Here is a 13,509-nt window from a genome sequence, read left to right on the forward strand (position 1 = left end):
GCTCCTCGGTTGTGTCGCTCCTGCACGTTTCCCCTCGGTCCTGCACGAGTCCCCCGCCGTAAGACAGTCAAGATCGAATCTACTGTGTCCCGTGGCGCCAAGGTGACCAGTTCGGCATTCGACAGAATGTCGACATGGCAACTTGGCGTGAAGCATTCGATCACGAAGCGTTGCACTCGCGGGCCGTGCAGGGAAGTGCGCCTCGTGTCAGTGGCCAATCCCCGTAGGGTGCGCGCGCCCTCCAGGGCCCTTTCCGTGCAGGTCGGACGCGGGTTGGGGGGTCGTTCGAGCAAGGGATGCACGGTAGGCCGAAGTTGGCTGAAAAGAAGCGGGGGCGTGCGCGGAAACCGGTCAGTCGACCGGCTTCTTTCCCTCGCTGTGACGCCCGCCCCTGCGCGCCCCCGAGCCGCTTCTGCCCCGCAGGCCGCTCGTGATGTGCGAGTCGGCCACATCGTGCGTGCCGTGCCGCGACCGCTGCGGGGCCCGCTCCTCGGCGAGCAGCTGCGCCGCGCCCCGCTCGGACTGCCTCAGCAGCACCCGGCAGACCCCGGTCACGGCCGCCAGGCCCAGCGCCGTGCCGGCCGCCCCGGCGAGCGAGGTGCCGAACCAGACGAGGACGACGGGGACCAGTACACAACTGAACGCCGCCCAGCGCACCACATCGCTCGCCGTGTCGGGCGCGGGGGGCGGGGCGGGGCGCGCTCCGGGGGAGGGGCGGGACGCGGTCTCTGGTCCAGGCACGGTCTGCTCCCTAGTACTCCAGTACTCCCATGGCGGTGGCTCACCGGTTCAACGCGTGTTCGACCCGCCGGTCACTGCCCGGTCACCGCTCGGTCACTGTCCGGCCACGGGCGGCCCCGGTGGGTATCGCTCCTGGGTGAACCCTGCGCAAACCGCCTGTACGGCGCAGCAACCATTGCGTTACGGGCGCCTCTCATGCATGCTCCGGGGAACGCCGCGATGGGGGTCCCCCCTGCTCGAGCCAAGTCGAGAGCTTGGGGGAGCGCGCGGGATCTGGGCAGAGGAGGCGTGCCGCCGTACCCTTGGGGGTATGGGGTTGGGAAGATGATTCCCGGACACAGCTCTGCCGCACGTTGTCGTCCCACCACGAGGATCTAAACGCCGAGATACCCATGGCCGGTCACGAATTCTTCGATCCCGCAGACCGCAAGCGCCCGCTCGTCGATCCCACGGCGGCCGAGCCCTTGGCGGCGGAAGAACTCCGCCAGTCCTGCGATCCCGCCTTCAAGCATGGCGTCGTCGTCGGTTTCGACGGCTCGACGTCCAGCGAGCGCGCCCTCGCGTACGCGATCGGGATGGCCCATCGCTCCGGCTCGGGCCTGATCATCGTGCACGTCGCCAACCGGCTGCCCACCACGGTGTGGGCGGGCTGTGAGCCACCGGTCTTCGTCGACGTGCCCGACCACCGCACCGAGGTGCTCGGACTCGAACTCGCCTGCGCGGAGTACCTCGCCGAGGTGCCGTGGATCCTTGTCGAGCGCGGCGGCGACATCTGCCACGAACTCGAAGAGGTGGGGCGGGAGTACGAGGCGGACGCGATCGTCGTCGGCTCCACGCACGGCATCGTCGGCCGCATCTTCGGCTCGGTCGCCGGACGGCTGGCGAAGCGCGCGCGGCGCCCGGTGGTCGTCATTCCGTAACTCGCCGTTGTCCCAGGTGAGATGAGCGGGGCGGGATCCCTGGCGGTTCGTCAACTCCCTTTGGCGGGTGCCGGACTCGGCATAAATCTACTCGTGCGTAGAGGTGGTTTGTGCCCTTGTGAAGGGTACAAACCGGTCACAGGACCAACCGTACGGCCGGTACCACGCAGCACAACTGCACATGCATGAAGGGAGCCCGCCGTGGACAATGACGTCTCCGCAGGAAGCACCACCTCGACCCTCGGCCAACTCGCGCTCGGACTCACCCTGTTGGCCTTCGGCCTCGGTCGCGCCGAAGTGATCGACGGCGTGACGGCAGGGGCAACTGTTCGCCGAGGAGGGCGCATGAGCCCGGTTAGTTCGATCGTGTGATGGTCGGCTTCCAGGCTTGCGGCGTGCTGGGCTGTCCGGGTTAACGTGATCGTGCGATCTGGGGCGCCAGGTACGGCGCCAGCGTGCGGGGCCCCTGCTCCACCGGAGTGATGGTTCAGGGCCTCTCCGTCGCCTCTGGCCGTACTCATATGGCCAGATCGCGTAGGGAACTGGCCTCCCGGGCCCGGACCATGCACAGGATGCGTGTTGCCGCCCCGGGGTTGAGTACGCCGGGGACCAGTGCGTCCAAGACCGTTCGGGGCGTGCGGCTGAGCGGGCTCAGTCCACAGGAACGGTGACGGCCACCGGTTGAGTCAACCGCGGGCCAAAGACGGGGGCCCTGCTCAAGCGAAGTCGCGAGCTTGAGGGGGGTGACCCCTACGGTTCTAGGGCGGTCGGGGTAATGGGCGGCCCCGGCTGGAAGGAACGATCCCTGTGCGCTGGTGGCGCGCACAGGGATCGTTCACGTCCACGTAAGGGCAACTGGGCCCCGTACGGCCGGACTTACTCCACTACCTACTCGACCGTCACCGACTTCGCGAGATTCCTCGGCTTGTCGATGTCCCGGCCCAGGGTCAACGCCGTGTGGTAGGCGAGAAGTTGCAGCGGGATGCCCATCAGGATCGGGTCCAGCTCGTCCTCGTTCTTCGGGACGATGATCGTCTGGTCGGCCTTCTCCTGCTTCTGGTGCGCCACCGCGAGGATCTTGCCGCTGCGGGCCTTGATCTCCTCCAGGGCGGCGCGGTTCTTCTCCAGGAGGTCGTCGTCGGGGACGATCGCGACCGTCGGCAGCGCGGGCTCGATGAGCGCCAGCGGGCCGTGCTTGAGCTCGGAGGCGGGGTAGGCCTCGGCGTGGATGTACGAGACCTCCTTGAGCTTCAGCGAGGCCTCACGGGCCACCGGGTAGCCCCGGACGCGGCCGATGAAGAGCATCGAGCGGGCCTCGGCGTACTCCGCGGCCAGCTTCTTGATCTCGTCCTCCTGCTCGAGGATCTCGGAGATCTGCGCCGGCAGCTTGCGCAGGCCGTCGATGATCCGCTTGCCGTCGCGGACCGACAGGTCGCGGGTACGGCCCAGGTGCAGGGCGAGCAGCGCGAAGGCGACGGTCGTGTTGGTGAAGCACTTCGTCGAGACGACGCAGACCTCGGGACCGGCGTGGACGTACATGCCGCCGTCCGCCTCGCGGGCGATCGCCGAGCCGACGACGTTGACCACGCCCAGCACCCGCGCGCCCTTGCGCTTCAGCTCCTGGACGGCGGCCAGTACGTCGTACGTCTCACCGGACTGGGAGACCGCGACGTACAGCGTGTCGGGGTCGACGACGGCGTTGCGGTAGCGGAACTCGGAGGCGGGCTCGGCGTCCGCGGGGATGCGGGCCAGCTCCTCGATCATCTGGGCGCCGATCATGCCCGCGTGGTAGGAGGTGCCGCAGCCGAGGATCTTCACACGGCGGATCTGGCGCGCCTCGCGGGCGTCCAGGTTCAGGCCGCCCAGGTGCACGGTGGAGAACCGGTCGTCGATGCGGCCGCGCAGGACGCGGTCCACGGCGTCGGCCTGCTCGTGGATCTCCTTGTGCATGTACGTGTCGTGGCCGCCCATGTCGTACGAGGCGGCCTCCCACTCCACGGTGGTCGGCTCGGACGTCGTACGGGTGCCCTCGGTGGTGTACGTACGGAAGTCGTCGGCCTTGAGGGTGGCCATCTCGCCGTCGTCCAGGGTCACTATCTGCCGCGTGTGGGTGACCAGCGCGGCGATGTCCGAGGCGACGAACATCTCCTTCTCGCCGATGCCCAGGACGACCGGGGAGCCGTTGCGGGCCACCACGATGCGCTCGGGGAAGTCGGCGTGCAGGACGGCGATGCCGTACGTGCCCTCGATCACCCGGATCGCGTCGCGGACCTTGTCCTCGAGCTTCTCCTGCTGGGAGCGGGCGATGAGGTGGGTGAGGACCTCGGTGTCGGTCTCGGAGAGGAACTCGACGCCGTCGGCCTCGAGCTTCTTGCGCAGGTCGGAGGCGTTGTCGATGATGCCGTTGTGGACGACCGCGACCTTGTTGTCGGCCGACATGTGCGGGTGGGCGTTCACGTCGGACGGGGCGCCGTGGGTGGCCCAGCGGGTGTGGGCGATGCCGGTGGTGCCCTTGAAGCGCGCGGGGACCTTGGCCTCCAGGTCACGGACCCGGCCCTTGGCCTTGACCATCTTCAGGCCGGCCGTCTTCGGGGTCGTCACGACGATGCCCGCCGAGTCGTAGCCGCGGTACTCCAGGCGCTGGAGGCCCTCGAGCAGCAGCGGTGCCACGTCACGCCTGCCGATGTATCCGACGATTCCACACATACAGAGAGATTCCTCAGCCGTAGACGATGCGGCGCAACTGCCTGAGCGTGAGCTCCGGCGGCGCGACCGCGCGGTATTTCAGGTCCGCCTCGATCCGTTCGAAGATCGTCGCGTTGACCAGGCCCTGCGCCTGGAGCTCGCGGTGGCGGCGACGGACGTAGTCCTCGGTCGTCTCGTCGAAGTAGGCGAGCACGTCCTGGACCACCCGCAGCGCCTCGCCCCGGTTCAGGGGCGTGGAGCGCGTCAGATGATCAACAAGTTCGTCGTGCACGCGTTGATCCTGAGGTAAAGCGCCGGCAATCGCAAGAATCCTGCCCGATTTCGGGCACGTGCCTGTTGAAAGTCTTAGGGGGGACTGTTTGTGGCCTGTCTGCCCCGGGCTCCCGGGCTGTGCTAGCTTGCGCCTTTCCCGCAATGGATCGGTTCGGGCTGGACCGCAACCCTCGGGTTGGAAGCACCCTCCCTCGGGTGGGGAGCGGAGTCACGGACATTCCACGTATGGGTGGGGTGGGTTGTTGGTTGGAATGTGAACACGCCGGACTTTCCCGGTGAACGAAGAACGGAGGCGGCGCCCGTTTGATAGGCGCCGCCCTCGTCGTCTATGGACCGCCACCTCGCCTACGGCGCCGACCCGCGCACCGAGATGACCGTCTCCTGGCAGGTCCCGGTCGCGGTCGGCAAGCCGTACATCCGCATCGGCGCCCACCCCTGGGACCTCTCGCGCAAGATCGAGGCCGAGGTCCGGACGCTGTACACGCCGGCCGGCGTCGGCGCGAGCGGCGACCACACCCAGTACTACCTGCACGCCAGGCTCACCCACCTGTGCCCCGGCAGGACGTACTACTACGGCGTCGGCCACGACGGCTTCGACCCGGCGGCCGCCCACCTCGCGGGCACCCTCGGCACCTTCACCACCGCGCCCGACCGCGCCGAGCCGTTCACCTTCACCGCCTTCGGCGACCAGGGCGTCAGCTATCACGGCCTCGCCAACGACAGCCTGATCCTCGCCCAGAACCCGGCCTTCCATCTGCACGCCGGCGACATCGCGTACGCGGACCCGGCGGGCCAGGGCAAGAGTGCCGACACCGGCTTCGACTCGCGCGTCTGGGACCAGTTCCTCGCGCAGACCGAGTCGGTCGCCAAGCAGGTGCCGTGGATGGTCTCGTACGGCAACCACGACATGGAGGCCTGGTACTCGCCCAACGGCTACGGCGGCGAGGAGGCCCGCTGACAGCTGCCGGAGAACGGGCCCGACAAGGCGAACCTGCCCGGCGTCTACTCCTTCGTGCACGGCAACACTGCGATCATCTCGTTGGACGCCAACGACGTGTCCTTCGAGATTCCGGCGAACCTCGGTATTTCGGGTGGCACCCAGACGACATGGCTGGAGGCGCAGCTCAAGAAGTACCGGGCGGCCAAGGGCATCGACTTCGTCGTCGTCTTCTTCCACCACTGCTCGTACTGCACCTCCACCGCGCACGCCTCGGAGGGGGGCGTACGGCAGGAGTGGGTGCCGCTGTTCGAGAAGTACACCGTGGACCTTGTCATCAACGGTCACAACCACGTCTACGAGCGCACCGACGTCATCAAGGCGGGTGAGGTCGCCAAGAAGCTGCCGATCGGGGGGACGGCGTACCCCGAGACGGATGGTGTGGTGTACGTGACGGCGGGGGCGGCGGGGCGGAGTCTGTACGCGTTCAGTGCGGACCAGTCGTACGAGGGGCACGAGAAGGACGACGAGGCGGTGTCCTCGTATGTGTGCCTCAAGGACGGGGCGAAGCAGAACGAGACGGTTGCCTGGTCGCGGGTGCGGTATCTGAACTACTCGTTCCTGCGGGTGGATGTGACGCCTGCGGCCAAGGGGCGGTTGGCGACGTTGAAGGTGACGGGCATTGCCGAGGCCGGGGGGACGGTGGATCACTTCACGGTGGCTCGGTGGGTTCGCTAGCTGCGGGTCGGTGGGGGGCGCGGGCGGTTCTCAAGCCGGTCTCTACATCCGCTTGAGGACCGCCTGCTTGGCCATGGCGAACTCCTCGTCCGTCAGGACGCCCGACTGGTGCAGGTCGCCCAGTTCGCGCAGGCGGCGCAGGAGGGCGTCGTGGTCGGTCGGGGGGAGTTCCTCCTTCGGCGGTTCGTCCGCTACCGGGGGCTGGGCGGCCGGGTGGGGGAGGCGTGCCTGTACCGCCGCCGCGACCAGTGCCATCAGCGGGTCCTTCTTGAATCCCCAGAGTTCCACGGAGTGGGGGTCGTACTTCGGCGGGGCCTTGGTCTCGGCGCCGCGGACGACGAAGCGGAGGTAGCCGTTCTCCAGGCCGACCGCCGGGTGCCACTCGACGGCCGTGATGCCGGAGAGGGGGAGGTCACGGGTGCCGGCGGCGGCCTTCGCGTCCTCCGTCTTCCAGTTCCACTCCAGGCGGACGCGCTCCCCGTCGAAGCTCGCGGTGCCGTCGCCGGCGGCGGCGGACAGCGGTACGGAGGGACCGGGGAGCAGATAGCCGTCGGCGGGGCCGGTCGGGACCTGGTCGAGGAGCAGCGCGTCCCGGACCTCGTCCACGACGTACTCGGCGACTCCGTAGCGGTTGGACTCGACGGAGAGCTGGTAAGGGTCGTTCGGCTCGGTGAGCTTGCCGCCGGTGGCCTGGAGCAGTGGATCGGCGCTGTCGCGCAGCCTCAGCCGCAGCCGCCCGGTCTTCTTGCCCTGCTCGAAGGAGATTCCCGCCAACGCGCCGAGTGGGACGGTCAGTTCACCCAAAGTCTTGCGGAGCAGGCTCACATTCTTGTCGCGCCCGGGGGTCAGCCGCAGCGCGTCGCCGTCGAAGGTCCAGGTTCCGTCCTTCTGGATGATTTCCGCCATGCAGCGATTCTGGCATCCGGCACGGGCACCCTGGAGGGACCGTACTCCAGGGCGCCCGCACGTGAGGGGAGGGCCGGTCGGTCCTAGAGCCCTGCGATGGGGTTCTTCAGTGTGCCGACGAGCTGGAGCGCGCCGGACGGGTCCGCCAGGTCCACCATCTGCTTGTTGTTGCGCAGCTGGAGGCGGTTGAGGCAGGACAGGGCGAACTCGGGCGCGAACATGTCGTACTGCCGGAATTTGTCGGCGAGTTCGGGCGTCGACTCCTGGTACTCGCGCACCGACTCGGCGACCGTCCGCCAGAAGTCGTCCTCGTCGAGGATGCCCTCGGCCGCGAGGTTCGCCGCCAGGAAGCGGAAGAAGCAGTCGAAGACGTCCGTGAAGAGCGACAGGAGTTTTTTGTCCTCGGGGACCTCGACGCGGATCCGCTCGACCGCGGGCGGCAGTATCGCCTGCGGGTCCATGACGGCGATCTCCTCGGCGATGTCCTTGTAGATCGCGCGCTGAACCGCCCCGTCCTTGAGGACCAGGATGACGTTCTCGCCGTGCGGCATGTAGACGAGGTCGTAGGCGTAGAAGCTGTGCAGCAGGGGCGTGAAGTAGGCGCGGAGGTAGCGGCGCAGCCACTCCACCGGGGCCAGTCCCGACTGCTCGATCAGTGCGCCGGCGAAGGACGCGCCCTGGTGGTCGACATGGACGAGGGAGGCCATGGTGGCCGGCGACTCGCCCTCCTGGAGCATGGCGACCGGGCTCTCGCGCCACAGGGCGGCGAGCATTTTGCGGTACGGGGAGTAGCGGTCCGTCGCGGCCTCGTACTCCAGGTGGCGGTAGCCGACCGCCGCGCGTTCACGGATGACCGACAGTCCGGTGGACTTGAGCACCGGGTCGTTCTCGATGAGCTGGGCCAGCCAGTCGTTGATCGCCGGGGTCGCCTCCATGTAGGCGGCCGAAAGCCCCCGCATGAAGCCCATGTTGAGGACGGACAGCGCCGTTTTGACGTAGTGCTTGTCGGGGGCGCTCTTGTTGAAGAACGTCCGGATCGACTGCTGGGCCAGGTACTCGTCGTCGCCCTCGCCGAGGCAGACCAGACGGCGTTCGGCGACCTCGGCCGCGAAGGTCACGGAGAGCTTGTTCCACCACTGCCAGGGGTGGACGGGGATCAGGAGGTAGTCGTCGGGGTCGAGGCCCTGGCCGGTGAGTTTCCCGGCGAACCGCTCGACCGTCTCCGCACCCAGCTCCGCGCTCACGAAGGACTCGTACTCGATGCCCACGCCCGCCGTGAAGGCAGCCCGGGAGCGGTGCGCGGCCAGCCACACCAGCCGGATGGGGCTCGCGGTCTCCGGCGCGTACGACAGGTACTCGTGGACGCCGAAGCCGAGCCGCCCGTTGTTGGCGACGAAGCAGGGATGGCCCTCGGTCATACCGGTCTCGATGGCCTGGAAGCCGCTTTTCACGAGTTCGGCGGACGGGATCTGCGGCTTGGTGAGTTTGAAGCAGGTGCCCGAGAGAGTGGAGGAGATCTCCTCCAGATAGACGGGCAGCACCTCGTCGCTCAGGCCGAGCGCATTCTTCAGCTCGATGAAGAAATCCAGCGCGGCAAGCGGGAGTTCGGCGCCGTCGCGGTGCCGGGTGATCGACTCGGCGTCGACCTGCCAGTGGTCGAGCGAGCGGCGGACGGCGGTGAAGTGGTAGCGGGTGAGGCCGTCGTCGCTGCGGATGACGTACTCGCCGTCCTCCCGCGCCTCCGGTGTGATCAGGCGCTCGTGGGCGAACTCGGCGAGGGCCTTGCGGACCAGGAGGCGGTTGGCCTGCGCCCAGCGCTCGGGGGAGAGGTGAGCCACGGTGTCGGACAGGGTCATACGGCTACTCCTCGTACCGCTGCTGCGAACTGCTCCCGGGTACAGAAGCTCAGCAGCGCGCGCTTCTCCGGCTTCTCGATCTCGCGCTCGGGCACGAAGCCGACGGCCTCGTTGAGCGCGTGCACGGCCGCGTTGCTCACGTCGGGTTCCACGACGACACGCCGCGTCGCCGGGTCGGCGAACAGGTGCTCCATCACCGCGGTGATCACGGCGCGGGTGAAACCGTGCACGGGCGTGTCCGTCGGCGCGACCAGGAAGTGCATGCCGACATCGCCGGGCTCGGGCTCGTACAGGCCGACCAGCTCGACGTACCGGGGGTCGTACCGCTCCATCAGGAAGACGGGTTCGCCGTCCAGCAGGCCGAGGAACGCGTGGTGGTGCTCATGGGCCGCGATGGCCATGTACTCGCGCTCGACGTCCTGGAGTTTCGCGTTCTGCATCATCCAGAACGCGGCCTTCGGGTGGGTGACCCAGCCGTGCAGCAGTTCGGCGTCCCGGAGCGGATCGAGCGGGCGGATGCTGAAACTGGTGCTCATACGGCGAACTCCTGGAACGCGATGGTCTTCTCGACCGGGTAGTACTCGGTGCCGAGCAGCTCACGGATGATGGACGCGTTGCGGTACGCGCCCATGCCCAGGTCCGGCGACGTGATCGAGTGCGTGTGGACGCCCGCGTTCTGCAGGAAGATCCCGCGCCCCGTCGTGTCGATGGCGTAGTTGCGGGCCAGGTCGAAGTTGCCGTGGGAGTCGTAGCGCAGCCGGTCGCGCACCGGCTCGAGGAACTCGGGCTCGGCGTACTTGTAGCCGGTGGCCAGGATCAGACCCTCGGACTGCAGCTCGTAGTCCTTGCCCTGTTCCTCCTGGCGCAGGCCCAGGGTGTAGGTGCCGTTCTCGTGCCGAGCGCTGTTCAGGGCGGAGTTGGTGAGCAGCCGGGTGGGGACCGGTCCGCCGATGTTCTTCTGGTAGAGCAGGTCGAAGATGGCGTCGATCAGCTCCCCGTCGATGCCCTTGAAGAGGCTTTTCTGCTCCGTCTGAAGGCGGTAGCGGGTCTTCTCGGGCAGCGCGTGGAAGTAGTCGATGTACTCCGGGGAGGTCATCTCCAGCGTGAGCTTGGTGTACTCGAGCGGGAAGAAGCGCGGGGAGCGCGTGACCCAGTTCAGCCGGTAGCCGTGGACGTCGATCTCACTCAGGAGGTCGTAGTAGATCTCGGCGGCGGACTGACCGCTGCCGACCAGGGTGATCGACTCCTTGCTCTGGAGTTCCTGCTTGTGCTGGAGATAGCGGGAGTTGTGGATGAAGTCGCCGCCGAGTCCGGCGCAGGCCTCGGGGATGTACGGCGGCGTTCCGGTGCCGAGGACGAGGTGGCGGGCGCGGTAGAGGTCACCAGCGTCCGTCCGTACGACGTACACCTCGTTCTCGTCCTTGTACGTCACCTCGGTGACCGTCGTGCTGAAGCGGACGCTGCTCAGTTTCGACGCGGCCCAGCGGCAGTAGTCGTCGTACTCGACCCGGAGCGGGTAGAAGTTCTCGCGGATGTAGAACGAGTACAGACGGCCCGATTCCTTCAGGTAGTTGAGGAAGGAGTACGGGGAGGTCGGGTCGGCGAGGGTCACCAGGTCCGACATGAACGGGGTCTGGAGGTGCGCGCCCTCCAGGAACATCCCCGAGTGCCACTCGAAGTGGGGCTTGGAGTCGAGGAAGACTCCGTCCAGTTCGGCGATCGGCTCGGTGAGGCAGGCGAGGCCGAGGTTGAAGGGGCCGAGCCCGATACCCACGAAGTCGTAGGTCTTGTTCGTGGATTCAGGAAGCGCGGTCAAGGGACTCTCCCAGGTACTGCTCGGCGTGGCCGGCGATCAGATCGAGTACGGCGGCGATGTCGTCGACCGTGGTCTCGGGGTTGAGCAGGGTGAACTTGAGGTAGTGGCGGCCGCCCACCTTGGTGCCCGCGACGACGGCGTCACCGGAGGCGAACAGGGCCTTGCGGGCGTACAGGTTGGCGCGGTCGATCTCGGCCGGGTCGGTGACATGGGCCGGGATGAAGCGGAAGACGAGGGTGGACAGGGACGGCTCCACGACCACGTCGAAGCGCGGGTCGGCGGCGAGCAGTTTCCAGCCCTGCTCCGCCAGGTCGCAGACCTCGTCGAAGAGTTCGCCGATGCCGTCGGCGCCCATCACGCGCAGCGTCATCCACAGCTTGAGCGCGTCGAAGCGGCGGGTGGTCTGCAGGGACTTGTCGACCTGGTTGGGGATACGTTCCTGCACCGCGCGGACCGGGTTGAGGTACTCCGCGTGGTAGGTCGCGTGGCGGAGTGTCGCGGCGTCGCGGACCAGCACGGCGGAGGAGCTCACGGGCTGGAAGAAGGACTTGTGATAGTCGACGGTGACCGAGTCGGCGCGCTCGATGCCGTCGATGCGGTCCCGGTTCTTCAGCGAGGTGAGCAGTCCGCAGCCGTAGGCCGCGTCCACATGCATCCATGCGTCGAACTGGGCGCACAGTTCGGCTATTTCGGGCAGCGGGTCGATGGAGCCGAAGTCGGTGGTGCCGGCGGTGGCGACGACGGCCATGGGGACGAGGCCCTCACGCTTGCACCGCTCGAGCTCGTGCGCGAGGGCGAGTGTCTGCATCCGCTTGTCGTGGTCCACCGGGATCGAGACCACCGCATCGGCGCTCAGGCCGAGGAGTTTGGCCGACTTCTTGACGCTGAAGTGGCTGACCTCGGAGGCGAAGATCCGCAGTTTGCCGAGGCTGTCCCCGCTTTCCCACCCTGCCCGCCCTGGCTTGGCCTCCTCGCGGGCGAGCAGCAGTGCCTGGAGGTTGGACTGGCTGCCGCCGCTGGTGAACACGCCGTCGGCGGCGGGGCCGAGGCCGATGCGCTCGTTGGTCCAGTCGATGAGCTTGCGCTCGATGAGGGTGCCGCCGGCCGACTGGTCCCAGGTGTCCAGGGAGGAGTTGACGGCGGAGAGGATGGCCTCACCGAGCACGGCCGGGATGACGACCGGGCAGTTGAGGTGCGCGAGGTAGCGCGGGTGGTGGAAGTAGATCGCGTCCCGGAGGTAGACCTCTTCCAGCTCGTCGAGGGCCGCGGTGGTGTCGTGCAGCGGGCGGTCCAGGTCGATCTGCTCGATACGGGGGGCGAGGGCGTCGACCGTGACACCTGTGAACGGGTGCTCGGTGGTGGCGAGTTTTGCCGCCACCCGCTCGACTCCTTCGGTCACGGATCGGCGGTACCGATCCGCGGTCGTGTCATTGAGCAGGTGCGAGCGCATGTGGGGGTCCTCCGTGCGGGAGAGTCCGAGCGGGACGGGAGAGAGGGGGGGCGGCCGGGACGAGGAGAGGGACGGGGTCCCGATCTTCAACTTAGGCTAGCCTAACCTAAGTCGATCTCGCGACCTCGTCCCTCTGATCTCTTCAGTGACGTACGCCTCTGTTTGAGCCGGCGAGAGGCGCCCCGCCCCTTCGAACTACTCCCCCCGCTCCCGCAGCTGTTCCTCCGTCAGCCCGCGCCGCCAGTAGCCGACGAAGGTGACCCGGCGGCGGTCGATGGCGCGTTCGCGCACCAGGTGGCGGCGCATCTCCTTCACACACCCGGATTCGCCCGCGATCCAGGCGTACGGGTTCTCGGCGCGCGGCAGCTGGGCGGCTCGTACGGCGTCGACGGCCATGGGGGTGGGGGCACCTCCCACGCCCTTAAGGCAGTGGGGGATGTCGTCGCGTACGAGCCACGTGATGTCCACGTCGGCCGCGGTGACCAGTTCCTGGACGTCCCCGGCGTGCTGGACCTCCAGCCAGACCCGGGCGCGGGTACCGGCCGGCAGTGACTCGAGGATCGCGGAGGCGGCGGGCAGTGCGGTCTCGTCCGCCCACAGGACGACCAGGTCGGTGTCGGCGGGCGGGCGGAAGCGGATCGCCCGGTTGTCCGCGATCGCCGGGCCGAGCAGCACGACGCGGTCGCCGGCCGCCGCGCGGGAGGCCCACCGGGACGCGGGGCCGGCGGGGGTGTCGGCCTCCGGACCGGCGTGGGTCTCGGCCTTCGCACCGGCGGCGGTCTCGGCCTCGGAATCCGTGCTCGGCTCCACACCGTGCAGCACGAAGTCGATGTCGATCTCGTCGGGGTCGCGGCGCAGGGCGCGCAAGGTGTACGAGCGCATCACCGCCCGTACGTCGTCCGGGAGTTCGCGCCAGCCCTGCCACCAGCCGTCGCCCAGTTCGTAGGGGACGGCGGGTTCGGTCTGGCCGGGGTGCGGCAGGAACAGGGACAGGCTCTGGTCCCGGCCGTGGGAGGCGAAGTCCGCCAGGTCGGAACCGGCGAAGGTGATCCGGACCAACGACGGACCGAGCCGCCTCGTCCGTACGACCTGGAGAGAGAAGAAACGGAACGGGGCGGCTACGGCCGTCGTCATGCGTACTCCTGAGGTGGCGTCAGGGGATCCCG

The 13,509-nt window shown here is 68.2% G+C and carries 11 protein-coding genes and 1 pseudogene; 3 read left to right on the top strand and 9 right to left on the bottom strand.

Annotation, left to right across the window (positions count from 1 at the left end):
- Positions 1–351 precede the first annotated feature (351 nt).
- Positions 352–741 (bottom strand): hypothetical protein, encoded by a 390-nt coding sequence (locus tag AB0D57_RS20110; protein WP_362074234.1) that lies wholly within the window; start codon positions 739–741, stop codon positions 352–354.
- A 392-nt stretch (positions 742–1,133) separates the two neighbouring features.
- Here AB0D57_RS20110 and AB0D57_RS20115 point away from each other — a divergent pair, with 392 nt between their 5' ends.
- A complete protein-coding gene (locus AB0D57_RS20115; RefSeq protein WP_362074237.1) occupies positions 1,134–1,661 on the top strand; it encodes a universal stress protein in 528 nt (175 codons plus the stop codon).
- Positions 1,662–1,862: 201 nt separating this feature from the next.
- Positions 1,863–2,033 carry a hypothetical protein gene (locus tag AB0D57_RS20120; RefSeq protein ID WP_362074341.1) on the top strand — a complete coding sequence of 57 codons (171 nt, stop codon included), beginning with the start codon at positions 1,863–1,865 and terminating at the stop codon, positions 2,031–2,033.
- Between the two features lie 516 nt (positions 2,034–2,549).
- Here AB0D57_RS20120 and glmS read toward each other — a convergent pair.
- Entirely contained in the window at positions 2,550–4,367 is a 1,818-nt protein-coding gene (glmS, locus tag AB0D57_RS20125) for a glutamine--fructose-6-phosphate transaminase (isomerizing) (RefSeq protein WP_362074240.1), read from the bottom strand.
- A 13-nt stretch (positions 4,368–4,380) separates the two neighbouring features.
- On the bottom strand, positions 4,381–4,638 hold the full coding sequence (locus tag AB0D57_RS20130; protein WP_075029205.1) for a hypothetical protein: 258 nt from the start codon (positions 4,636–4,638) through the stop codon (positions 4,381–4,383).
- A gap of 336 nt (positions 4,639–4,974) precedes the next feature.
- Between AB0D57_RS20130 and AB0D57_RS20135 the strand changes: the two are divergent.
- Positions 4,975–6,315, top strand: a pseudogene (locus tag AB0D57_RS20135) (metallophosphoesterase family protein); the annotation flags it as partial.
- Between the two features lie 42 nt (positions 6,316–6,357).
- Here AB0D57_RS20135 and AB0D57_RS20140 read toward each other — a convergent pair.
- The 6 genes from AB0D57_RS20140 to AB0D57_RS20165 all read right to left on the bottom strand — a co-directional run bounded on the left by AB0D57_RS20140 (position 6,358) and on the right by AB0D57_RS20165 (position 13,477).
- Positions 6,358–7,221 (bottom strand): DUF4429 domain-containing protein, encoded by an 864-nt coding sequence (locus AB0D57_RS20140; protein WP_362074244.1) that lies wholly within the window; start codon positions 7,219–7,221, stop codon positions 6,358–6,360.
- A gap of 83 nt (positions 7,222–7,304) precedes the next feature.
- Positions 7,305–9,077 (bottom strand): IucA/IucC family siderophore biosynthesis protein, encoded by a 1,773-nt coding sequence (locus tag AB0D57_RS20145; RefSeq protein WP_362074247.1) that lies wholly within the window; start codon positions 9,075–9,077, stop codon positions 7,305–7,307.
- A complete protein-coding gene (locus tag AB0D57_RS20150) occupies positions 9,074–9,613 on the bottom strand; it encodes a GNAT family N-acetyltransferase (RefSeq protein WP_362074250.1) in 540 nt (179 codons plus the stop codon). The genes AB0D57_RS20145 and AB0D57_RS20150 overlap by 4 nt, the downstream gene beginning before the upstream one ends.
- Positions 9,610–10,893 carry a lysine N(6)-hydroxylase/L-ornithine N(5)-oxygenase family protein gene (locus AB0D57_RS20155; protein WP_362074253.1) on the bottom strand — a complete coding sequence of 428 codons (1,284 nt, stop codon included), beginning with the start codon at positions 10,891–10,893 and terminating at the stop codon, positions 9,610–9,612. The genes AB0D57_RS20150 and AB0D57_RS20155 overlap by 4 nt, the downstream gene beginning before the upstream one ends.
- Positions 10,877–12,343: a lysine decarboxylase DesA gene (gene desA, locus AB0D57_RS20160; protein WP_362074256.1), complete on the bottom strand. Its 1,467-nt coding sequence runs from the start codon at positions 12,341–12,343 to the stop codon at positions 10,877–10,879. Before desA ends, AB0D57_RS20155 begins: the two co-directional genes overlap by 17 nt.
- Positions 12,344–12,538: 195 nt before the next feature.
- Positions 12,539–13,477: a siderophore-interacting protein gene (locus tag AB0D57_RS20165; protein WP_362074259.1), complete on the bottom strand. Its 939-nt coding sequence runs from the start codon at positions 13,475–13,477 to the stop codon at positions 12,539–12,541.
- Between the last annotated feature and the right edge of the window lie 32 nt (positions 13,478–13,509).

The organism is Streptomyces sp. NPDC048275 (assembly GCF_040652275.1).
Classification (GTDB): domain Bacteria; phylum Actinomycetota; class Actinomycetes; order Streptomycetales; family Streptomycetaceae; genus Streptomyces.

Coding starts and splice junctions, on each gene's coding strand:
- AB0D57_RS20115 (WP_362074237.1), top strand. CDS start 1,134: ATGGCCGGTCACGAATTCTTCGATCCCGCAGACCGCAAGCGCCCGCTC.
- glmS (WP_362074240.1), bottom strand. CDS start 4,367: ATGTGTGGAATCGTCGGATACATCGGCAGGCGTGACGTGGCACCGCTG.
- AB0D57_RS20140 (WP_362074244.1), bottom strand. CDS start 7,221: ATGGCGGAAATCATCCAGAAGGACGGAACCTGGACCTTCGACGGCGAC.
- AB0D57_RS20145 (WP_362074247.1), bottom strand. CDS start 9,077: ATGACCCTGTCCGACACCGTGGCTCACCTCTCCCCCGAGCGCTGGGCG.
- AB0D57_RS20150 (WP_362074250.1), bottom strand. CDS start 9,613: ATGAGCACCAGTTTCAGCATCCGCCCGCTCGATCCGCTCCGGGACGCC.
- desA (WP_362074256.1), bottom strand. CDS start 12,343: ATGCGCTCGCACCTGCTCAATGACACGACCGCGGATCGGTACCGCCGA.
- AB0D57_RS20165 (WP_362074259.1), bottom strand. CDS start 13,477: ATGACGACGGCCGTAGCCGCCCCGTTCCGTTTCTTCTCTCTCCAGGTC.